At 73.7% G+C, this 21,742-nt stretch carries 20 protein-coding genes; 12 read left to right on the plus strand and 8 right to left on the minus strand.

Translation table 11 applies throughout. From position 1 onward, the window contains the following. Positions 1-239 precede the first annotated feature (239 nt). Both EKG83_RS28420 and EKG83_RS28425 read right to left on the minus strand, forming a co-directional pair. Positions 240-1,901 (minus strand): hybrid sensor histidine kinase/response regulator, encoded by a 1,662-nt coding sequence (locus EKG83_RS28420; protein ID WP_211269002.1) that lies wholly within the window; start codon positions 1,899-1,901, stop codon positions 240-242. Next, positions 1,898-2,653, minus strand: coding sequence for a response regulator transcription factor (locus EKG83_RS28425; RefSeq protein WP_084716090.1), 756 nt, complete (start codon positions 2,651-2,653; stop codon positions 1,898-1,900). Before EKG83_RS28425 ends, EKG83_RS28420 begins: the two co-directional genes overlap by 4 nt. 1,068 nt (positions 2,654-3,721) lie before the next feature. Between EKG83_RS28425 and EKG83_RS28430 the strand changes: the two genes are divergently transcribed. Next, the gene (locus tag EKG83_RS28430) at positions 3,722-4,600 is read left to right on the plus strand and encodes a chemotaxis protein CheB (RefSeq protein WP_051764768.1); all 879 of its coding nucleotides are present in this window, start codon (positions 3,722-3,724) and stop codon (positions 4,598-4,600) included. A gap of 1,041 nt (positions 4,601-5,641) precedes the next feature. Here EKG83_RS28430 and EKG83_RS47105 read toward each other — a convergent pair. After that, positions 5,642-5,857 (minus strand): hypothetical protein, encoded by a 216-nt coding sequence (locus tag EKG83_RS47105; protein ID WP_170191774.1) that lies wholly within the window; start codon positions 5,855-5,857, stop codon positions 5,642-5,644. 45 nt (positions 5,858-5,902) lie between these two features. Here EKG83_RS47105 and EKG83_RS47110 point away from each other — a divergent pair, with 45 nt between their 5' ends. Both EKG83_RS47110 and EKG83_RS28445 read left to right on the plus strand, forming a co-directional pair. Further along, positions 5,903-6,436, plus strand: a complete 534-nt coding sequence (locus EKG83_RS47110) for an EF-hand domain-containing protein (protein WP_051764766.1) — start codon at positions 5,903-5,905, stop codon at positions 6,434-6,436. A 346-nt stretch (positions 6,437-6,782) separates the two neighbouring features. Next, entirely contained in the window at positions 6,783-7,226 is a 444-nt protein-coding gene (locus tag EKG83_RS28445; protein WP_033428850.1) for a cytochrome P450 family protein, read from the plus strand. Here EKG83_RS28445 and EKG83_RS28450 read toward each other — a convergent pair. The 4 genes from EKG83_RS28450 to EKG83_RS28465 form a co-directional block, all read right to left on the minus strand. Next, positions 7,223-7,945, minus strand: a complete 723-nt coding sequence (locus EKG83_RS28450) for a hypothetical protein (RefSeq protein WP_033428849.1) — start codon at positions 7,943-7,945, stop codon at positions 7,223-7,225. The genes EKG83_RS28445 and EKG83_RS28450 overlap by 4 nt on opposite strands. A gap of 461 nt (positions 7,946-8,406) precedes the next feature. Continuing rightward, positions 8,407-9,594, minus strand: a complete 1,188-nt coding sequence (locus EKG83_RS28455) for a cytochrome P450 (protein WP_033428848.1) — start codon at positions 9,592-9,594, stop codon at positions 8,407-8,409. A gap of 61 nt (positions 9,595-9,655) precedes the next feature. Then, entirely contained in the window at positions 9,656-11,038 is a 1,383-nt protein-coding gene (locus EKG83_RS28460) for a hypothetical protein (protein ID WP_051764764.1), read from the minus strand. 8 nt (positions 11,039-11,046) lie between these two features. Further along, positions 11,047-12,387, minus strand: coding sequence for an MFS transporter (locus tag EKG83_RS28465; RefSeq protein WP_033428847.1), 1,341 nt, complete (start codon positions 12,385-12,387; stop codon positions 11,047-11,049). Between the two features lie 161 nt (positions 12,388-12,548). Between EKG83_RS28465 and EKG83_RS28470 the strand changes: the two genes are divergently transcribed. After that, positions 12,549-13,508, plus strand: a complete 960-nt coding sequence (locus EKG83_RS28470) for a PaaX family transcriptional regulator (protein WP_051764761.1) — start codon at positions 12,549-12,551, stop codon at positions 13,506-13,508. Positions 13,509-13,620: 112 nt separating this feature from the next. On the opposite strand, the gene EKG83_RS28475 is transcribed toward EKG83_RS28470, so the two are convergent. Further along, on the minus strand, positions 13,621-14,049 hold the full coding sequence (locus tag EKG83_RS28475; protein ID WP_228122247.1) for a winged helix-turn-helix transcriptional regulator: 429 nt from the start codon (positions 14,047-14,049) through the stop codon (positions 13,621-13,623). 135 nt (positions 14,050-14,184) lie between these two features. Here EKG83_RS28475 and EKG83_RS28480 point away from each other — a divergent pair, with 135 nt between their 5' ends. The 8 genes from EKG83_RS28480 (at position 14,185) to EKG83_RS28510 (ending at position 21,698) form a co-directional block, all read left to right on the plus strand. Next, a complete protein-coding gene (locus tag EKG83_RS28480; protein ID WP_033428846.1) occupies positions 14,185-15,090 on the plus strand; it encodes an MBL fold metallo-hydrolase in 906 nt (301 codons plus the stop codon). Positions 15,091-15,438: 348 nt separating this feature from the next. Further along, positions 15,439-16,188 carry an aminotransferase class V-fold PLP-dependent enzyme gene (locus EKG83_RS28485; protein ID WP_033428845.1) on the plus strand — a complete coding sequence of 250 codons (750 nt, stop codon included), beginning with the start codon at positions 15,439-15,441 and terminating at the stop codon, positions 16,186-16,188. A gap of 228 nt (positions 16,189-16,416) precedes the next feature. Further along, positions 16,417-17,415 carry an SRPBCC family protein gene (locus tag EKG83_RS28490; protein ID WP_033428844.1) on the plus strand — a complete coding sequence of 333 codons (999 nt, stop codon included), beginning with the start codon at positions 16,417-16,419 and terminating at the stop codon, positions 17,413-17,415. Next, positions 17,412-18,587 carry a zinc-dependent alcohol dehydrogenase gene (locus EKG83_RS28495; protein WP_033428843.1) on the plus strand — a complete coding sequence of 392 codons (1,176 nt, stop codon included), beginning with the start codon at positions 17,412-17,414 and terminating at the stop codon, positions 18,585-18,587. Before EKG83_RS28490 ends, EKG83_RS28495 begins: the two co-directional genes overlap by 4 nt. A 194-nt stretch (positions 18,588-18,781) precedes the next feature. Beyond that, on the plus strand, positions 18,782-19,579 hold the full coding sequence (locus EKG83_RS28500) for a hypothetical protein (protein ID WP_228122248.1): 798 nt from the start codon (positions 18,782-18,784) through the stop codon (positions 19,577-19,579). After that, positions 19,576-19,782, plus strand: coding sequence for a hypothetical protein (locus tag EKG83_RS48400; protein WP_228122249.1), 207 nt, complete (start codon positions 19,576-19,578; stop codon positions 19,780-19,782). Before EKG83_RS28500 ends, EKG83_RS48400 begins: the two co-directional genes overlap by 4 nt. A 214-nt stretch (positions 19,783-19,996) precedes the next feature. After that, on the plus strand, positions 19,997-21,151 hold the full coding sequence (locus EKG83_RS28505; protein ID WP_033428842.1) for a glutathione-independent formaldehyde dehydrogenase: 1,155 nt from the start codon (positions 19,997-19,999) through the stop codon (positions 21,149-21,151). Position 21,152: 1 nt separating this feature from the next. Then, complete coding sequence (locus EKG83_RS28510) at positions 21,153-21,698, plus strand: type 1 glutamine amidotransferase domain-containing protein (protein ID WP_033428841.1); 546 nt, start codon at positions 21,153-21,155, stop codon at positions 21,696-21,698. Positions 21,699-21,742: the final 44 nt, after the last annotated feature.

Consider the following 21,742-nt stretch of genomic DNA (forward strand, 5'->3'; position numbering starts at 1 on the left):
CGGACGGGGTGGTGTTGGACGCGAGGGAGGACACCCAGCCGGTGCGGCAGGTCGAGGTCGAGGTGGGTGTCGACGAACGCGATCGTCGTCCGGTCCGGTCCCTCCTCCGGCAGCCGGTGGAACGTGTCGCCGCCCGACCGAGCTCGGCCGTGCGTGCCCTTCCACGGGTCGAACCCGACGGTGAGGTTGCCCCGGCCGGCGGGGAGTCCGTCGCGGGAGGTGTCGACGCCGCGGTCGGGTCACCGCCTCGGATCGGGCCCCGCCGGAGTGCTCCTGGCGCCGTCGACGACCCGGGCGAGCAGGGTGTCGAGGTCGGCGAGGTCGAGCGGTTTGGCGACGTGGGCGTCGAACCCGGCGGCACGGCTGCGTTGCCGGTCGGTGTCCTGGCTGAAGCCGGAGACCGCCACCAGCGGGGTGTGCCGGTGCAGCGTGTTCCGGCGCAGCCGTCTGGCGATCTCGTAGCCGTCGACGTCCTCGCCGAGCGCGAGGTCGCACAGGATGACGTCGAACGGGGTGGACCCGGCGATGGCGAGCGCGTCGCGTGCGGTGGTGGCCACGGTGACGGTGTCGCCCCGGCGCCGAAGCGTGGTCGCGTACATCCGGGCCAGGTCGGTGTTGTCGTCCACGAGCAGCATCCGCAGCGCCCGGCGCGCGGGGTGCTCCCCGACCGGCGGGACGGCCTCGGTGGTCAGCGGGATGCGGACGGTGAAGGTGGCGCCGGTGCCGGGGCCGGCGCTGTGCGCGCTGACCGCGCCCTGGTGGAGTTCCGCGATGCCGCGGACGATGGCGAGGCCGAGGCCGAGCCCGCTCGGCGCGTGGGTGCCGGTGTCGACGCGCGTGAACGGGTCGAACAGGGTGTCGGCCAGCACGGGGTCGAACCCGGGGCCGGTGTCGCGGACGCGCAGTTCGGCCTGGCCGTCGCGGACGTCGAGGTGCACGGTGACCGCGGCGCCGTCCCGGGTGTGCTTGCGCGCGTTGTCCAGCAGGTTGGTGAGCATCTGGCCGAGGCGGACGGGGTCGCCGTCGATCACCACCGGCTCGTCGGGGAGGGTGACCGCAGGCCGGGTGAGGTCCGCGGGCAGGTCGTCCAGCGCCGCGTGCACGAGCGTGCGCAGGTCCAGCGGGTGGCGGGTGGCGTGGAGGTTGCCGGTGGCGACGCGGGCGGCGTCGAGCAGGTCGTCGGTGAGGCGGCTGAGCGCGGTGAGCTGGCGCCTCAGCACCGCGTGGGCCTGGTGGCCGGCGATGTCCAGGCCCAGCACGTCCAGCGCGGCGCTCGCGGAGGCGAGCGGGTTGCGCAGTTCGTGGGACAGCGTGGCGATGAACCGGTCCTTGGCCTGCTGCTGGGCGCGCAGCTCCTCGGTGGCGGCGGCGAGCGCGGCGTTGGCCTCGCGCAGTTGCCGGTTGACCTGCTGCACCTCGCGGGCGCGGGTGTAGAGGTCGGCCTCCATCTCCTGCAGCCGCGCCGCCGCGCGTTCCCGGTCCTGCTCGCGCAGGTCGATCAGCTCGGTGACGTCCTGCACCCGGTGCACGATGAGCACCACCCGGCCGGCGTCGTCGAGGACCGGGCTGTTGACCGGGCTCCAGTACCGCACGACGAACCGGCCGTCGGGTTCGCGGATGTCGTAGCGCTGCAGGGCCATCGTGTCCGGCCGGCCGGTGTCCACCACGGTCCGCAGCGACCGCCGCAGGTTGCCGACGCCGTCGGCGCCCGGGTCCTCGGGGTTGTCCGGGAACACCTCGAACATCGGCCGGCCCGCCACCGCGGCCGGGTCGACCATGGTGGCCCGCGCGTAGGCGCGGTTGACGGTGACGATCGTGAAGTCGGCCGTCATCAGCAGGTACGGGGAGGGCAGGTGCTCGAACAGGTGGCGGTAGTCGAGGCCCTCGAACCCGGCGGTCACGGGTCCAGCCGGTAGCCGGCCCCGCGCACGGTGACGATGCGCGGCCGGTCCACCCCGGCACCGGTGAGCTTGCGGCGCACCCGGTAGACGTGCTCGACCACCGCCGACGGGTCCTGGCGCTCGCCGGTCCAGCCCCACGCCGCGGTCAGCAGCTGCGCGGTGGTGAACACCCGGCGCGGCGCGCCGGCGAGGAAGACCAGCAGCCCGTACTCCAGCGGGGTGAGCTTGACCGGGTGGCCGTGGGCGGTGACCTCGTGCGAGTCGGTGTCGATCGCCAGCGCGCCGTGCCGGATCACCGGGTCGGCCCTCGGTTGCCGGCTGCGGCGCAGCACCGCCCTGATCCGCGCCGCCAGCTCCGGCAGGGAGAACGGTTTGACCACGTAGTCGTCGGCGCCCAGCTCCAGGCCGACGACCCGGTCCCGCTCGCTGCCCCACCCGGTCAGGATGATCACCGGCAGGTGCCGGCCGGCGCGCACCTCCCGCAGCAGGTCCAGCCCGTTGCCGTCGGGCAACCCGAGGTCGAGGACCACCAGGTCGGCGGAGTGCTCGCGCAGCACCGCCACGGCCGACCGCGCGTCCAGCGCCGTCACGACCTGGAAACCGTCCCTGCGCAGGTAGGTCGCGGCCATCGCCACGAGGTCCACCTCGTCTTCGACGAACACGACCACCGGCCTCGCGAGGTCGGTGTTGAACGGCTCGTAGACCTGAGCACCGTCGATGGTCCGGCCATGTGGCGACGAGGCCGCGTCCATCTGCCGATAGTACCACTGGGCGGGGGACCACTCATGCCGGCGAAAGGAGCCGTCTTGGTCGGACCACTCCACGACGACAGGATTCTGTCCCCCACTGCGCGGTACGACATCGAAACGTGCGCGCGGATCCGTCAGCGCTGCGAAGAGTCCAAGGAACTCATCGGCCGCTCCGGCAGGCTGATGGACCAGTCGGTACAACGCCTCGCGGAGTCGACGGCGCGGCTGTCACGGACCGGGAACGACGCACCACCGCGGTCAGGTCCGCTCGCGCCCGACGACGGTGCCCGTCCACGCCGCCCCGGGAGCTCGCGGGCTGCGCCGGCCGAGGATCACCCACTCGGTGATCCGCCACTCGCTCGGGTACTCCGCGTTCCCCCGGTCGCCTCGCCCACGACCGACCCGGCACCGTCGCCGGCCGCGCGATCGGGAACGGCTGTCGCGGCGACGGGTTGGCGACCCCCTCACACCGGCGTCCGCGCCCGTCCGCTGCCGTTCGCTCCGGGTGTGCTCGGGTTCGCGGCGTCCGGCTGGGCAGTCGGCCGCGGGTTCGCCGGTGACGACTGGTGAACCGGCTCGGGCGGGCGCATACCCGGCGACGGCGACGAACGTGGCCGGCAGGCCGCAACCCGGTGAAGCACATGTGCCTGCCGTCGGGACCGGTGGTTTCCCCGGCCACCGGCAGCAGCGCGGCCGCGGTGGTGCCCGGGCAGCCGGTGTCGCCGCTGTCGTGCGGGTGGGTGACCCCGGGAACGAAACCCGAGGTCGGCCGAGCCGACGCGGCCCACCGGTGCGTCCGCGGGGCGAAGGCCCGGTCCGGCAGCCGGCGCCAGGACCGGCGGACGACCGGCTGAGCAGCGCCGACCACCCGTGCGCGGCCCAGCGACGGGACCGCGCCGACGAGCAGGCTGTTCGTTTTCGAGACAGTGCGCGAGCGCCGGCCTTCGCATCGGCACTATCGCCGCGGCGATGGCCTCGCCGCCCTCGCTGAAGCACCCGAGGATCCTCCCGGTGTGGCCACCCGCCGATCGGCCGTGCCCCCGGGACTGCCGAGCGGAAGGGACACCGGACGTGCCGGTTCGCGACGTCGTCCTCATCGGCGCCTCCGCCGGCGGCTTCGGCGCGTTGCGCCGGCTGCTGGGCGGTCTGCCCGCCGGGTTGCCCGCGAGCGTGCTGATCGCCGTGCACACCGCGCAGAACTCGAAGATCCGGCTGCCCGACGCCCTCGCCCGCTTCGGGCCGCTGCCCGCCGCCTACGCCGTACCCGGCCAGCGGCTGACCCCCGGCCTGCTCACCGTCGCCCCGGCGGGACAGCACCTGATCGTCACCGCCGGCGACACGCTCCGCCTGCACCGGGGCCCGCGGGTCCACCACGCCCGACCCGCAGTCGACGTGCTGCTGCGCAGCGCCGCCCACGCCTGCGGCGACCGGACGGTCGCGGTCGTCCTGTCCGGGTGTCTCCGCGACGGCGCCGAGGGGGCCGCCGCGGTGGCCGCGGCGGGAGGCGTCGTCCTCGTCCAGGACCCCGCCGACGCCCGCGAGCCCGGCATGCCCACCGCCACCCTCGACCGCGTCCCGGACGCCACCGCTTGGCCGGCGGTCAAACTCGGACCGGCCATCGCCGACCTGCTCGACCTCGCGATCCCCCCGGGACCGGCCGGCGCGCACCGCCCCGTCGACGGGATCGACGAGGCGTTGTGGACCGCGGTGTCACGGCTGCACGCCCACGCCGCCGCCCAGCAACGACTCCGGCAATGCTTCGACGCCACCAGCCCGCTGGCCGCCCGGTTCCAGGCACGGGCAGCGCACACGACGCACGCCGCGCAGCTGATCACCGACCACGTCCTGCCGATCTTCCAGCCAGAGGCCCACCGGCGGAAACCTTCGCCCGCCCCGTCGGCGGGGCCACCGCCGGACGACGACCGTGGGCGGTCGGACCGCGACCCGTGACCACCGGGAGCCGGGAGGCGCCGGATGCCCCCGACGGCGGGTCGCGGTGGAACCGGTGACCGGCCCGTGATCGACCTCCCTTCACGTGCGCAGCGTGTGACCGGGGACTGGCCGTAGGTGGTGCGGTAGGCGGCGAAGCGGCTGGGGGCGGGGAATCCCCAGCGGGCGGCGGTGGTGGTCACGGTGATGTGGCGCGGGTCGCCGGCGAGGAGGTCCTGGTGCGCGTGGTCGAGCCGGACGCGGCGCAGGTGGGCGATGGCCCTGCGGAGCTGCCGGGTCGCCGCGGTCGAGACCGGCCGGTCCCCGGTCAGCCGGACGGGGTCGGCACCGGTGCGACTGGCGGCCACCTGGTCTGGCAGTCGCACGTCGAACATGATCAGGTTGTAGGTGCCGGCCTGGATGACCCCGGCGCACGGACGATCGTGCGGCGCGTACATGAACACGTCCCGGCACCGAAGGTGCCCTCGGTCCCCTCCGGGAAGTACCGCCGGACGATGCCGCCGCTGTGCACGCCGCGCAGGCAGAGCTTCCCGATCGGCGCCTGCGCGTCGTGGGCCATGGCGAGGCACCGGCAGGCACGACCAGGGCGACGTCCCGGCCGCGCACGCGGGCCGACCACAGCCGGGACACGGGCGACGACGACCGCACGGCGCGGCCGGTGCGGGCACACCGCGCACCACGCGCTTCGGCCATCGTTCCGAACGCGTCGACCACGTTCCCGACCTCGCCGGGGCGTCATCGTCGTGCACCGGGGCTTCCGGTGACCGCCCCGGCACCTCGTGGCACCGCGACCAGGTGCGCCCGGAGCGCTGACAGGTGGCCCTCGTGGGGCTAGCCCCGTGCCCGCCGCGAACGAAGGTTCTCCTCAGCAGCTCAGAGGCAGTCCGCTGGTTGATGAGTGCGCGGACGCGGCTCGTGGCGCAGCTGTCCGTTCCCGGATGCGCCTCTGTTCGTCGAGCGAACGTCCTGCTCGTGCCGCCGCGCGGTGGCTCGGCGGTGGCGTGCGCCGATGTCGTGGGCGGACTTCGGGTCCGAAGGAAGTCACCGCACGTCAGGGCAGAGCGGGTCGATTACCGCGGCGGTGACGGCGTCGACGTCCTGATCGGTGCCCCGCGCTTCGGCACCCGCCGCGTCCTCGACGCCCTCGACCGACGGCGCCGCAAGCCCGGAGGACACCGGCTGTCGGCGACGGGGGTGGGCCTGTGTTCCGTGCCCGGGCGGGATTTCACGATCGGGCGACGGAGTCTTGTCGGCCACGTGACATGCCTCTATACCTGGTTGCACGTCACGGGTGGAGGGTCAATGGCTGCCGGTCTGTCGGTCCGCAAGCGGGAGAGGATGTTCGCGCGGCTCGACCGCGATGGTGACGGGGTGGTCGACGAGCGCGACGTCCACGACCACATCGACCTCCTCCTGACGGCGTTCGGGATCGCGGTGGACGCGCCGGAGGCGGTGCGGTTCCACAGCTGGGGTGATCGGCTGTGGGAGGCGTTGAGCCGTGCCGAGGCGGGCGGCCGGAGGCTGATCACCAGGGCCGGCTACGTGGACCTGATCGACGGGCAGCTGGTCGAGCAGGTGTACGTGCCGATGAACCGCACCCTGTTCGCCATCGCCGACGCGGACGGGGACGGGGACGGGTTCGTCACCCGGGCGGAGTTGGCCGCGGCGCTGGGCATCGACGGCATGTCCGACCCGGACCTGCACGCCGCGCTCCACCGGCTCGACCGGGACGGCGACGGCCGGATCTCGCGCACCGACCTGGACCAGGCGACCCGGGAGCTCTTCCTCAGCGAAGACCCCGAGGCCGTGGGCAACCTCCTGCTCGGTTCGTCCTGACCGGGTGCCGGTCCGCCGGCGCCGAGCGCCACGTGGCGGAGGACCGGTCGGACCGGGACCGTCCACCCACGACAGGGAGGGAGCACGGCATGACCACGGGTGCCCGGACACCGTCGTTGACGGACCTGCTGAGGGAAAAACGGGAGTCGGAGCCGGTCGGGCTGGACCCGGCCACCGGGCTGTGGCACGTGTACCGGTACGCCGACGTCCTCCGGGCGCTCACCGTTGTTCTCCAGCGACGTCAGTTCGTTCGTGCCGTCCCGGCAGGAACTCGCCACCGTCCTGGTCGGCGACTTCGTGCGGATGGACCGCGTCGGCGTCTCGGGTCGAGGCGTGCACGACCCGCTTGCTGGACGCCGTGGCCGACCAGGAGACGTTCGACTTCGTCTCGACGGTGGCGAACCCGCTGCCGCTGCTCCTCCTCGGTGACATGCTCGGCCTGCCGACCGACGGGGCGGACCTGCTGAACCGGTACTCGCACGCCGTCGTGTTCGACGACGGGATCGCCGGTTTCCTGGACGAGGACGTGGTGTCCGGCGCGGCACCTGTGCTCGTGGGGATGCGGGACCACCTGCTGGAGCAGATCAAGCGCCACCGGTCCGCTCCCGGTGCCGGTCTGCTGGGCGAGTTGGTCACCGCCGAGGTCGACGGCGAGCCGGTGACCGACGGCGAGCTGATCGGGCTGACCACGCTGGTCCTGACCGCCGGCCACGTCACCACCACCCTCCCGCCGGACAACACCCCACCCGACGAGCTCGGGGTGCGGACAAGATCCGCCGGCTCGACCTAGACCAGGTGCACCACCTGGCTGGTGGCCGGCTTGGCCGACGTCGGGTGGCCGTCGTACACACCGCGCCAGTAGCCGGAAGCGGGCTGCACCACGTACACCGTGTAGAGGTAGTAGCCCCAGCGGAGCTGCCTCACCCCCGTCGTGGCGAGCGTCGTCCACGCGACGCCGTCGGCGGAGAACTCGATGCGGGCCACCAGACCGCTCGGCGGCACGACCTCGGCCGGGAAACCGATCATGCCGGAGACCTGGACCCGCCCGTCGGCCTCCCGGACGACGGCGCTCAGGCCGTGGATGCTCTCCTGGAACACGGAGATCTGCGGCGTCGTCGTGGACGAGGGCAGCAGGTCCGCCTCCGCCGCGGACGGCACGAACTGCACGAGCAGGAAGCCCGTGCGCGGCGGGGCGAACCGCTTGGTGAAGTAGCCGCCCATGCTCGCGTAGACCTCGGTGTTCATCCACGGCGACAGCGTGGAGCACGCCAGGCCGCCGCAGAGGCTGATGACGACCCGGCCGCCCGGCACGCCGACCGGCCCGCTCTCCCCCTGCCGGGTGATCCGGCCCGTGACGGTGATCTCCTGGCCCACGTCGACCGCCATCGTGTCCACCGACGCGGTCAACTGGGTCGGCACCGGGGAGTCGGCCACCGCCGGTGCGGTGGCGAGGGTGGTGACGACCAGGGCGCCGAGCGCCGCGGTCGCGAACTTCCGGAAGCGGGTCATGTCCTCTCCTCTCGTTGCGGTCCTCCTGCAACCGCCTTGTTCGCGCTCTGGCACCTCCGCGTTACCGGCTGCGATGATCTGGCTAAAGCGTTGCTGCACAAGCGTTTTCCCGGTTGCTGCGAGCTGTTCGCGAAGCCGCGGATCACGTGGTGGCCAGCGGGCGCTGCGGAGTCGGGACCGACCGCACTTCGTGGCATCCACAAGCGTTTCACTCGTTGGTGTGGCACGTCCGTGAAGCCGCACTTTGCGTAGCGGGAGTGAGCCGCCGCCGCTCTCGAAGCGTTGCTTTTAGGCAACACTGAAGTGATGGAGCGCAGTGCAATCGCTTGGCCCGCCACCACGGCGAAGGCCGGCCAGGCCGTGCCCCCACGGCGAGCCCGACGCGCCGACCTGCGGTGGCACGGGCAGGACCGCGCGTCTCCCGGTGGAGCACCGGCGCCCGGACCAGGCACGGGCGTGCTTCAGCCCGCCGGTGGCGCCGCCACCAGTTCCGCGGGGACGGAGACCGGGCCCATCTCCGGCATCCGCGCCCCACCCGGCACCCTCCGGGTGCGGATGCTCGTGGTCGCGGCCAGCATTTCCTCCAGGCCGAGGCGGATGACCATGCGGGCCAGCGGCATGCCCGCGCACTGGTGCCTGCCCCGGCCGAAGCCCAGGTGCCGGTGGATGTTGGGCCGGCGGAGCCGGAACCGGTCGGGTTCGGGGAACACGGAGGCGTCCCGGTTGGCCGACGCGTAGACCAGGGTGATCGGTTCGCCCGGGCGGATCGTCCGGCCGTGGAGCCGCACCTCTTCGGTGACGGTCCTGGCGAAGCCCCGGTACGGCGTGTAGAGGCGGATGAACTCCTCGACGGCGTCGGGCACGTCCTCGGGGCACCGCCGCAGGTGGTCCTGCAGCGCCGGGTCGTCCGACAGGTGGTGGAACGTGGCGCCGAGCAGGATCGGCGGTGCCACCATGCCGACGACGAGGCTCTGCCGCAGCGCACCCAGGACCTGCTCCGGCTCCAGCGGTCGGCCCTGCGACCGCTCCGCGAGCAGCGAACTCGCCGGGTCCTCCCCCACCGGCAACGGCTCGCGCGTCCGCTCCGCCACCAGGTCGCGCGCGATGGCGTACATCCGCTCGCTCATCGCGTTCACGGTGCCCTTGTCGAGCTTCCGCCACGCGTCGACCCAGGCGGCGGCTGTTTCGGCGAGGACCGGGGCGGTCTCCGGTTCGAGGTTGAGCCACTCGGTCGTGGCCCACGCGGGCAGCCGGGTGGCGAACTCGGCGGCGAGGTCGCCGCCGCCCTTCCCGACCATCCGGGCGGCCTCGCGGCGGGCGTGCGCGCGGATCGCCGGCTCCAGCCGGTCGAGCCGGCGGCGGTGCAGCGTCCGGTCCAGCGCGCGGCGGTAGGGCGTGTGCCGGGGGGCGTCGAAGTTGAGCGGCGGGCGGCGCAGGCCCCGCGGGTCGCTGGGGACGACCGCGCGCACCGACGAGATGAACGTCCGCGAGTCCTGGGCCGCGGCGATGACGTCCGCGTACCGCGTCAACGCCCAGAAGCCGCCGTGCGCGCTCGTGTGCGCGACCGGGCAGCTCGCGCGCAACTCCTCGTGCACCTTCCGGATCTCGTCGGGGTCGTCGGTTTGCGTGGGGTCGAAGTCGTCGGTCATCCCGCTTCTCGGTCACGGCGGCGCGCGGGTGGACCGGCAGGCAGGGCGCGGAGCCGTCGCGTCACGTCCGCGGCGCCCCCGTCGGCCACGTGAACGGCCTCAGGAAACGACCCGGGCGGAGTTCGATGAAGCCGGAACCGCCGAGCCCGGGGTCGTCCTCCGCCAGATCGGCGGCCAGCCGGTTGAGCGCGGGGGCGGTCGCGCCCGTCCAGGCGCCGGTTTTCACGCGGTGTTCCAGGGTCAGCACGGCGGCCAGCAGCTCGGCGCCGCTGTAGGTGCAGTGACCGGGGCCGTCGACGAAGGTCTCGCGCAGCAGCGCCGCTCGTCCGGCCCGCGCGACCGCGTCGGAGTAGGCGCGTGCCTGGGTGACGGTGGGGAAGTTGTCCCCCTTGGTGTGCACCGTCAGCACCGGAACCGCGAGGCGGCCGCTCGGCGTGAAGTGGCGGGCCATATAGGCAACCGCCCCGGGGTCGGCCTGTGTGCGCGGTGCCGCGGCGAGCTGGTCGAGGTCGGCGTCGAGGTCGATGCCCGCTTGGGCGTACAGGGCGCGCACCTGCTCCAGCCGGCCCGACTCGCGCAGCTCACGGCGGTAGTCGACGCCGGTGTTCCAGGAGAACTTCCCGCCCGCGCGCTGTTCGAGCGGGTAGCGCGGCGAGAACGCGGTGCTCGTGAACGCCGCGTACTGCTGGGCTTCCTGGGCCGCCCAGTCCCGCGCACCCGGTTCGGGCGTGCCGGGGACCGACCACGGGGAGATCTGCGCGAACGACGCCGCCAGCGCGATCCGCGCCCTGCCCGCCGCGGTCGGCTGGGCCTGGTCGAGCGCGGACCGCACCTCGGCGACCACGGCCGCCTCCTCCTCGGCCGAGGCGAAGCCGGACAGCTTCACGGGTGTCGACAGCAGGGTGGTGACGGCGAACGCGGCGTCGAATGCCTGGTTCTGCATCGCGACCGGACCGGCGACGGACCCGCAGTACGGCAGCGCGCCGTCGACGAGGTCCGGCCGGAGTTCCGCGAGGCCGGCCACGACTTCGCCGCCCATCGACGCGCCCCACGCCAGGGTCGCCGACGGGCGGCCGGCGACCCGGTCCACGACCGCCAGGGTGTGCGCGGCGTCCCGGAGCGCCTCTTCGACCACCCAGCCGTCGCCGAACGGGCGGGTGCCGGCCAGCGCGTAGCCGTGGGCGAGCAGCCACTGCCGGGCCTGGTCGTTGCCTGCCAGGGCGGCGGGGGCTCCCTCCGGACCCGCTCCCCTGCCGTAGCCGGGGCTGTAGGTGAGCAGCGTGCCGTTCCAGCGCCGCGGCACCTCGATGGCGTAGGTGGCGCCGTCGGCGTGCGTTCCCCGCAGGCTCACCGGTCCACTGTGGCCGGTCGCGGCAGCGGGCAGCGCCCCCAGCGTGATCGCGACCAGCGTGCCGGCCACCAGGGCCGGGATCCGCGTCTTCATCCTGGGCCTCACGTTCGGGGTGCGGGGTCGAGCCGGGCGGGCTGCCGAGGCCGGGCCGCGGTGCCCGGGGCGCCGAGCTGGTCCATGGCCAGGCCGCGGGTTTCCCGTGCGGTGGCGATGACGAGGATGCCGAAGACCGCGCACCCGCCGACGAAGACCGCGAGGCCGGTGGGACCGCCGCCGCCGGCGACGAGCCCGGCCGCGATGGTGGGCGCGAAGCCGGGGAAGACCTGCCCGAGCGCGTTGGCGAAGGCCGTCCCGCTGTAGCGGACCCCGGTGCCGAACATCTCCGACCACAGCGACGGGGCGACCGCGCTGCACATCGCGTTGCCCAGCGGCATCATCACCAGGGAGCCGACCAGCGCCAGGGACGCGTCCCCGTTGGCCAGGCCGGTGAAGAAGGGGAACGCCGACGCCGCGATCACCACTCCCCCGGCCGTGAACACCGGCTTGCGCCCGAACCGGTCCGCGGCGATCGCGAAGAACGGCTGGGTGATCAGCATGGAACCCATGCCGACCAGGCCGATCACGAGCATCGTCGAGCGGGGGATGCCGTGGGAGATGCCGTAGGACAGGGCGAACACCTGGTTGATCGGCACGGTCACCGTCAGCACCGCGCTGCCGATCACCCGCAGCACCGCGGCGGGCTGCCGCGCCAGCACGGTGCGCAACGGGAACCTCTCCACCGCCGCGCCCCGTTCGACCTCGGCGAACTCGGGTGATTCCGGCAGCTTGGCGCGGATGACCACGCCTGCGACGACCAGGGCGGCGCTGAGCCAGAACGGGACGCGCCAGCCCCAGGACAGGAAGGATTCCGCGTCGAGCCGGGAGAACCCGAGGAACGCCACGCCGGCCAGCAGCGCGCCGGTCGTCGCCCCCTGGTTGACCCAGCAGGTGAAGAAGGCCCTCCGGTCCTGCGGCGCGTGTTCCAGCGACAGCGAGGTCGCACCGCCCAGTTCGCCGGCCACGGCCATGCCCTGGGCCAGCCTGAGCACCAGCAGCAGGATCGGGGCCGCGACGCCGAGCGTGGCGTAGGTCGGCAGGCAGCCGATGGCGAAGGTGCAGACCCCCATCGCGATCATGGTGCCCACCAGCACCTTCTTGCGGCCCAGCCGGTCGCCGAAGTGGCCGGCCAGCGCCGCGCCGAGCGGTCGGGCGAGGTAGCCGGCCGCGAACGTGCCCAGCGCGGCCAGCGTGCCGACCGCGGGGGCCGCGTGCGGGAAGAACAGCTTGCCGAACACCAGGGCCGACGCCGAGCCGTAGATGAAGAAGTCGTAGTACTCCAGCGCGCTGCCGATGTAGCTCGCCGCCGCGGCGAGCCGCGGCCTCCGGGTCGGGATGTCAGCCATGACGACTCCTCGTTGAGCGAAGACTGCCGGCCGAGCGGGTCGAGCTGATAAGACTCAGTTTTTTGGAGAGTAGGTAGACAAGTGAGGTGTGTCAATGCCGTGTCGGCCCGCGCGGTGGCCGTATCGTGCGAGGACGCGACCGACGAGGTGGAGGAGGACCGGTGTCGAAGCCGCCCGCCGGGGGCTCGCCGCAGGCGGCCCGGTTGCCGCGGATGCAGGCCGGGCCGAACCCTCAGCACCTCCTGGTGACCCTCATGGGCGACTACTGGGGCGACGGCGAGGCGCGGGCGCCGTCGCAGGCGCTCGTGGCCATCCTGGCGGAGTTCGGCATCACCGAGCGCAGCGCCCGGACCGCGCTCGCCCGGCTGGTGCGGCGCGACGTGCTGTCGGTGGAGAAGGAGGGCAGGCGCACCTTCTACACCCTCACCAAGCAGGCCATCACGAACGGGTGGCACTCCCGCGACCAACTGCTCCGGCTCGGCCACCGGCCCTCCGCACCGGCGTGGGACCGGAAGTGGCTCGTCGTCGCCTACTCGGTCCCGACCGAAGTCTCCGTCGCCCGGACCAACTTCCGCACCCGCCTCCGCGCGGCGGGCTTCGCGCCCCTGCAGGACGCCGTGTGGATCTCCCCGACCACGAAGACCGCCGTGCTCGCCGCCCTGCTCGGCGAGTTCCCCGAGGTCAACGCCACGGTCTTCACCGCCGACGCCCTGTCCCCCATCACCGCGGACAGCCAGCTCGAAAGCCTCTGGGACCTGACGCCGGCGGCACGGCGGTACGCCGAGTTCGTCGAGCGCTTCGAACCCGTGCTGGCCCGCGTGCGGGACGGCCGCGTCGACGGCCGGGAAGCGCTGCTCGTGCGGACCGAGACCATGGACATGTGGCGCGAATCCCGCCGCGTCGACCCCGACCTGCCCGACCAGCTGGCCCCCGCGGACTGGGCTCGGCCACGGGCCCGCGAGCTGCTGGTGCGGCTGTACGACGGGCTCGGCCCCCTGGCGGAACAGGCGTGCCGTTCGATCGTCGCACCCTACGACGGCGAGGACCGCGAGTCCACCCAGGTCCGGCACTACTCGATCGCCGACTACCTCGACGCGGGCGCGCCACCGGGAACCCGTTGACCGACCGCCACCCGCCGGGCGACTCGCGTCCCGGGGTGAACGCGCGCACCGTGCCGCGCCGCGGGGCGAAGGGCTGGTCGAGCTGCGACGAGGACGTGGCGCCGTGGTCGGCTCAGCGGGGCGGCAGCCCGTCCGTCGCCGCGCGGGCCCGTTCGATGTCGTCGATGTACCGCTCCGCCCACGCGCGGATGGCGGCCATCGGTTCCCGCACCGTCCGCCCCAGGCTGGTCAGCTCGTAGGTCACCGAGCGGTCCTCGCCCTCCCGCCGGACCACCAGGCCGTCGCGCTCCAGGCTGCGCAGCGTCTGGGCCAGCATCTTCTCGCTGATGCCGTCGATCGCGGCGAACAGCTGCCCGAACCGCCGCGGGCCGCCTTCGAGGCTGCCGACCAGCAGGACGCTCCACTTGTCCGCGAGCCGGTCCAGGGCTTGCCGGGAGGGGCACGCGGCGCTGTAGACGTTGGCGAGGTGGCCGTCCGACAGGCGGGCCCGCGCGGGCCTGCGGCTGCCGGGGCGCGGGCGGGGCACCGGGGTGGAGGGCACGGTCGACGCTAACCGCCGGTAAGCCCGTCCGGCAACCTCCCGCGGGGTTCCCCACTTGCAAGTGCGTACTTGTCCTCCCCGATCGACTAACCGAGGGTTAGCACGACACCCCGACGCACTCGCAGGGAGAGCGCCATGCCCCACGCGGCAGGACGCGCCGAGGTCACCCTCGGCGCCACCACGGTGACCTACGTGCCCGACGGCCGGGTCCACCTCGAACCGACCGCGGTGTTCCCCGCCTCCGCCCCGGACGGCTGGGCGCCCTACGCCACCTACCTCGACCCGGACGGCCGGTTGCCGGTCGGCGTCGGGTCGTTCCTCATCCGCACCGGCACCCACAACGTCCTGGTGGACCTCGGCCTGGGCCGGGTCGACTTCGAGGTCCCCGGCATCGGCGCGTTCACCGGCGGCGCGCTGCTGGACAACCTGGCCGCCGAAGGGCTCGAACCCGCCGACATCGACACCGTCGTGTTCACCCACCTCCACCACGACCACGTCGGCTGGACCACCGACGCCGCGCCCGCGCCGAACGCGACCCGCACCCGGCCGGTCGGCGGCTTGACGTTCGCCCGCGCCCGGCACTTCGCCGACGCGGCCGAGTGGGAGCACTGGCGCGGCACCGCCGAGGTGACCGGCCCGCACCCCGAGGCGGTGCGGGAACCGCTCGGCCGGGTGGTCGAGTTCGTGGAGCACGGCCGCCCCCTCGTGCCCGGCGTGCGCGTGGTCCCCACCCCGGGCCACACACCGGGGCACATCAGCCTGCTGGTCACCGACCCGGCCGACGACCGGCGGCTGCTCGTCCTCGGCGACGCCGTGCACACCCAGGCGCAGGTCGGCGAACCCCACTGGAACTTCCTGTTCGACGTCGACCCCGACCAGAGCACCCGGACCCGGCTCGCGCTGCTCGACCGCTACGACGACGAGCGCACGCTGATCGCCGGGGGGCACTTCGCCGGCGAGGTGTTCGGGCGGTTCCTCGCGCCCCGCCGGCAGCACCGCTGGGCGGCCGGTGTCCGGCCGGCCGCGGGGCGAGCGGCTTGAGCACCGGCGAACCGACCGCACCCGAGGGGGGACCCCCGACGACCGGGGTCCTGCCCCACCCCGGGACCGGCCGGGCCTGGGCCGCGGCCCGACCCGCCGCCGCGGTCCCGCACGTGGACACGGCGGCTTGCGGTCGCACCGGCCACGCGGTCCGGGACCGGGTCGCCGCGCACCTCGCGGCGGAAGCCGAGCACGGCGGCTACGTGGTCGAGGGCTCCGTCGCCGGGGAGCTGCGCGGGGGAGGCCGGCGGACCTGCTCGGTGTCGGCGCGGACGACGTCGCGTTCACCGAGAGCGCGTCCACGGCCCTCACCCAGCTGCTCGCGGCGTGGCCCGTGCGCGAGGGGACGTGGTCCGGGTCCCTCGCTCGGACCGGGGACCGAGCCTGGTCGCGCTCGTCGATCGCGGGCCGCGGGTCGAACTGCTCGACGTGGACCGGCGGGGCGTGCTCGACCCCGACGCGCTCGCCGCGCGGCTGCGCCGCGACCGGCCGGCCCCGCTCCACCTGACCGCCGCGCTGTCCCACCGGGCGGTGCTCCAGCCGGTGGCCGAGTGCTCGGCGCTGTGCGCGGGCCGGGAGGTGCCGGTCGTGCTGGACGTGGCGCGGGCGCTCGGCCGGTTCCCGCTGCCGCCGGGAGCGGCGGCCTGCTGCGGGCCCCGTGGCGTCGGGTTCCTCGCCGTGGCCGAACCGTGGCAGGGCGGGTCGTCCGCTTGGGCGCCGGCGCTGCCGGGGCACGCGTGGCCCGGCGAACCCGGCCCGGTCCGGCGCCTGGGGAGCAGGGAGGCGTTCGTCGCGGGCCGGGTCGGCCGGGCCGCCCGCGAGGTGCTCGGCGGGGTGCCGGGCTGGTCGCGGTGCGACTCGGTCGACGCGCCGGGGGCCGTGCTGTCCCTGCGACCGGCCTCGGACGCCGTCGACGTGGCGGCGGTGCGGGCGGGGCTGCTCCGCCGCGGGGTGGTGTGCCCGGTGGCCGGGCCCGAACGCGCGCCGCACCGCGTGACCCGTCCGCTGCTCCGGTTCAGCCCCCACGTCGACACCACGGCGGAGGTGCTCGACCGACTCGCCCGCGTCCTGGCGGAGGCGACGAGCACCTCGCGGTGACCGGGGGCCGGCGGGGCGAGGTCGTCGGTGACGGCGCCGCGGGGTGTCGTGACGACGAAGTCCACCCGGGCGCGTTCACCCGGCAGCCGCGACGGGGGCACCTCCACGCGGTGGCCGGTCGGTGGGTTAGCGGGATTGCCGAGGGGTAGCCCAGTCCACATCGGTCGCGTCCCGGGCCGTGGTGCACCGGGGCGTTCGACAGGGCGTGATCGGATGCGGAGGCTGCCCATGTCCCGAACGGCGAGCCTGGCCGAAGGGCGAGCAAGGCAGGACGAGGTGCGGAGGCGGGGCCGGCGGCTGGGTTGGGCGAGCTTCGCGCTGGGCGTGGTGCAGCTGGCGGCACCGGGCGCGGTGCGCCGGCTCAGCGGCGTGGACGACTCCGCGCGGTCGCGGGCGGTGGTGCCGGTCGTCGGGGCGCGGGAGCTGGTCCACGCGGCCGGGCTCCTGACCAGCCGGCGGAAGGGCGCCTGGGCCTGGACCAGGGTCGTGGGCGACGCGATGGACCTGACCGCGCTGGGGGTGGCCCTCGCCCACCGCGGCGGGGATCGCCGACGGCGGCTGGTCGGGGTCACCGGCGCCGTCGCCGGGATCACGGCACTGGACCTGCTGACCGCCGTGCAGGCCACCCGAGAGGCACGCACCAGTTCCGTGCCGGCGGCGCGGGGCGCACGTACAGGAGGATCGGTGGAGCTGACAGCAACGACAACCATTCGCAAACCCGCGTCGGAGGTCTACGCGTTCTGGCGCGACCTGGAGAACCTCCCGACGTTCATGGCGCACCTCGAACAGGTCCGCACCACCGGTGACCGGACGAGCCACTGGTTCGCCAGCGCCCCGTTCGGCAAGGACGTGGAGTGGGACGCGGAGATCACCGACGAGACGCCCGGCGAGAAGATCGTGTGGCGGTCGACCGGGGAGGCCACCGTGCCGAACGCCGGCACGGTCCGCTTCACGCCCGCCCCGGACGGTGTCAGCACCGAGGTGTTCGTCGTCCTGGTCTACGAGATCCCCGGCGGCGCGGTCGGCAAGGCGGTCGCCAAGTACTTCGGCGAGGAACCGCACCAGCAGCTCGACGACGACCTGCGCCGGTTCAAGCAGGTCATGGAGACCGGTGAGGTGGTCCGCTCCGACGGCGCCCCGTGGGGCAAGAGGGCGCGCAAGGAGTTCCCGCAACGGCCGGCGCAACCGCTGTCGGACTCCGAGCTGGCGAAGGGGGCGGACGCGTGAGGGCGAACACCTGGGCGGGTCGCAACAAGGTCGAGGTCCGCGACGTGCCGGACCCGAAGATCCTCAACAGCCGCGACGCGATCGTCCGGATCACCTCCACCGCGATCTGCGGCTCGGACCTGCACCTGGTCGACGGCTACGTGCCGACCATGCAGGACGGCGACGTCATCGGCCACGAGTTCATGGGCGAGGTGGTCGAGGTCGGCCCCGGCGTCGGCCCCGACAAGCTGCGCGTGGGCGACCGGGTCGTGGTGCCGTTCCCGATCGCCTGCGGCGCGTGCGCCGCCTGCGCGGCCGAGCTGTACTCCTGCTGCGAGAACTCCAACCCCAACGCCGGGATCGCGGAGAAGATGTTCGGCCACCCGGTCGCCGGCATCTTCGGCTACTCCCACCTGACCGGCGGTTTCGCGGGCGGTCAGGCGCAGTACGCGCGCGTGCCGTTCGCCGACGTGAACCCGCTGAGGATCGAGTCCGACCTGACCGACGAGCAGGTGCTGTTCCTGTCCGACATCCTGCCCACCGGCTACATGGGTGCCGAGATGTGCGACATCAAGCCCAGCGACGTGGTGGCCGTCTGGGGCGCAGGCCCGGTCGGCCAGTTCGCCATGGACAGCGCCCGGCTCCTGGGCGCCGCGCAGGTCATCGCCATCGACAAGGAGCCCTACCGGCTGGAGCTGGCGGAACGGGCGGGCCACACGCCGGTGAACTTCGAGGAGGTCGACGTCCGCTCCCGGCTGCTGGAGCTGACCGGCGGGCGCGGCCCGGACAAGTGCATCGACGCGGTCGGCCTGGAGGCCACCCACGGCAGCGCGCACGTCGCCGCCTACGACCGGATCAAGCAGGCCGTGCGGTCGGAGACCGAACGCCCGCACGCGCTGCGCCAGGCGATCATGTCGTGCCGCAGCGGCGGTGTGGTCTCGGTGATCGGCGTGTACGGCGGCCTGCTGGACAAGTTCCCGGCCGGCGCGTGGATGAACCGGTCGCTGACCCTGCGCACCGGGCAGTGCCACGTGCAGCGCTACATGAAGCCGCTGCTGGAGCACATCGAACGCGGGGACATCGACCCCACCCGGATCATCACCCACACCATGTCGCTCGAAGAGGCGGAACGCGGCTTCGACATCTTCAAGAACAAGCAGGACAACTGCGAGAAGGTCGTCCTCAAGCCCTGACGGTCACCCGCGTCCGGCCACCGCGGCGAGCGCGTGGCCGGGCGCGGCGACCGTTCGGCGGCACGGTCCGCCGCGTCGGCGCTCGTGGTGGTCGACGAGGCGGCTCGGCCGCGGCGAGGCAGCGAGGTGAACCGCATGAGCGCACCACGCCAGGTGGCCGTCGGGGTGGTGGCGACGAAGGGCTGCCCGAGCGGGTGATCGCGGCGATCGCCGACGAGCTGCCCGACGCCTTCGCCGCCCGGGTGGGCGGGCAGGCGCGGTGGCGGGTGGAGCACGAGGTGGACCGGCTGCCACTGGACGAGGACGGTGACATCCCGATGCGCGCGCTGTCGCGGCAGCGCCGGCGGGACCGGGGCTGGGACCTGCTGGTCCTGGTCACCGACCTGCCCCGCCGCGCGGGCGGGGAACCCGTCGTCGCCGGGGTCGACGTCGAGCACGGGGTCGCGGTGATCTCACTGCCCGCGCTCGGTGCCGTCCTGGTGAGGCGTCGGGCACGGGCGCTGCTGGTCCACGTGGTACGGGAACCGGCGTCGCGGCGGCTCGGGATCGACGGGGACCACGACGGCCGGGGCGCGGCGGCGCGGTTGCGCGAAGCGCTGGCCCCCACGCGGCGAACGCCCGGTGGACCCGGGTCGTCCACGACGCACCTCGCCCTGACCGGTCTGCGCGGCCGGCTGCGCCTGCCGGCCGGGATGGTGCGGGACAACCGTTCGTGGCGGCTCGTCCCGCACCTCGCGGGCGCCACCGCGGCCGCGGCCGGGACCGCCGCCCACGGCATCATCACCAGTTCGTTCTGGAAGCTCGCGGACGCGCTGCCCCCGCTGCGGCCGGCGGCGATCACGGTGCTCACCATCCTGGTCATGACGGTGTGGTTGACGGTCCACAACCACCTCTGGGACCGTCCTCCCGAGACAGTCGAGCGACGCAAAGCCGTGCTGTACGCTACTTCGCCCAGGCTCTGGGCCACCCGGTCGGCGCCGGCTCGTACTTGAAGCTGGTGTGGCTGTGCGGTTCGGTCGGCATCGTCGCCGGTGCGCTCGGGTCGAGCCTGGAGGACGAGGAGACCGTCCGCAACGCGACCTACGGCCGCCGCGAGCGGGAACGCCAGGAACGGAACCGGCGTCGGCGGGAACACCGCGAGTCCGCGGACGGGGACCGCGCCACGCGGAGCCCGTCCGGGGACGGGCACCGGTAGTTCGCCGGCAGCGGAGCGGCGGGTCACCGCCTGGAGCGCCCCGAACAATCAGTAAGGGCCGATGAATCACCCCTTCGAGTCTTCTGCTGTAACGGTGAGTGCCAGTTCGGCCACCATCCCCTGTGGACTGCTGGTTTAAGCGGTTTTCCAAGGGTATCCGGCCCCGAAGGGGCCCGCCCGGATGGAGGTAGGCGCCTGCGACGAGGAGGTAGCGGTGAAGGCAGTGGTGTACGAAGGGCCGCGGCAGGTCAGCGTGAAGGACGTGCCGGACGCGCGGATCGAGCGGCCGACCGACGTGCTGGTGCGGATCACGTCGGCGAACATCTGCGGCTCGGACCTGCACATGTACGAGGGGCGGACCGACTTCGAGACCGGCCGCTGGTTCGGGCACGAGAACCTGGGTCAGGTGGTCGAGGTCGGCGCCGGGGTCGACAAGGTCCAGGTGGGCGACTGGGTCGTCCTGCCGTTCAACATCTCGTGCGGGCACTGCAAGAACTGCGAGCGCCAGCTGACGAACTACTGCCTGACCGCCCAGCCCGAGCCGAAGATGGCGGGCGCCGCCTACGGCTTCGCCGACATGGGCCCGTGGGCCGGCGGGCAGGCCGAGCTGTTGCGCGTGCCCTGGGGCGACTTCAACTGCCTGCGGCTGGGCGAGGACGCCGAAGAGCGCCAGACCGACTACGTGATGCTCGCCGACATCTTCCCCACCGGCTACCACGCCACCGAGATGGCCGGCGTGCAGCCCGGCGACCAGACGGTCATCTACGGCGCGGGCCCGGTCGGGCTGATGGCCGCCCTCTCGGCGACCATCCGGGGGGCGAGCAAGGTGATGGTCGTCGACCGGCACGCCGACCGGCTGCGCCTGGCCGAGTCGATCGGCGCGATCGCCATCGACGACTCGAAGGTCGACCCGGTGCAGGCCGTGCTGGAGGAGACGATGGGGCTGGGCGCGGACAACGGCTGCGAGTGCGTCGGCTACCAGGCGCACGAGCCCGACGGCCGGGAGCAGGCCAACCTGACGATGAACCGGCTGGTCGCCTCGGTGCGCTTCACCGGGAAGATCGGCAACGTCGGCGTCTTCGTGCCCCAGGACCCCGGGGGTAACGACGAGCTGGCCAAGCAGGGCAAGCTCGCCTTCGACTACGGCATGTTCTGGTTCAAGGGCCAGCACATCGGCAGCGGCCAGGCCCCGGTCAAGAAGTACAACCGGCAGCTGCGCGACCTGATCGCCGGGGGCAAGGCCGAACCGTCCTTCATCGTCAGCCACGAGCTGCCCCTCGACCGCGCGCCGGAGGCGTACGAGCACTTCGACAAGCGGGACGACGGCTGGACGAAGGTCGTGCTGCACCCGGCCGGGGTGGGTGCCTGACGTGGCCGGGGAGCTGAACGGGCGCCGGGTCGCCATCCTCGCCGCCGACGGGGTGGAGCGGGTCGAGCTGGAGCAGCCGCGGCAGGCGCTGGACGACGCCGGTGCCCGCACCGTCGTGGTCTCCATCGCCGGCGGCGAGATCCAGGCGCGCGACCACGACCTCGAAGACGCCGGCACCTTCGCGGTGGACCGCCTGGTCGGCGAGGTGTCGGTCGACGACTACGAGGCGCTGCTCCTGCCGGGCGGGACGGTGAACCCGGACAAGCTGCGGATGGAACCCGCCGCGGTGCGGTTCGTCCGGGACTTCGTCCAGTCGGGCAAACCGGTCGCCTCGATCTGCCACGGCCCGTGGAACTTCGTCGAGGCCGACGTCGCGCGGGGACGCCGGCTGACCTCGTGGCCGAGCGTGCGCACCGACCTGCGCAACGCCGGGGCCGAGGTGGTCGACGAGCCGGTCGTCACCGACGGCAACATCACCACCAGCCGGTCGCCCGACGACCTGCCGGCCTTCTGCGAGCGCATCGTGCAGGAGTTCGCCAAAGCCTAGCCGCCACCGCCGCCGGTGTGACCTCGCCGAGCACGGACCACCTG

Source organism: Saccharothrix syringae (assembly GCF_009498035.1).
Classification (GTDB): domain Bacteria; phylum Actinomycetota; class Actinomycetes; order Mycobacteriales; family Pseudonocardiaceae; genus Actinosynnema; species Actinosynnema syringae.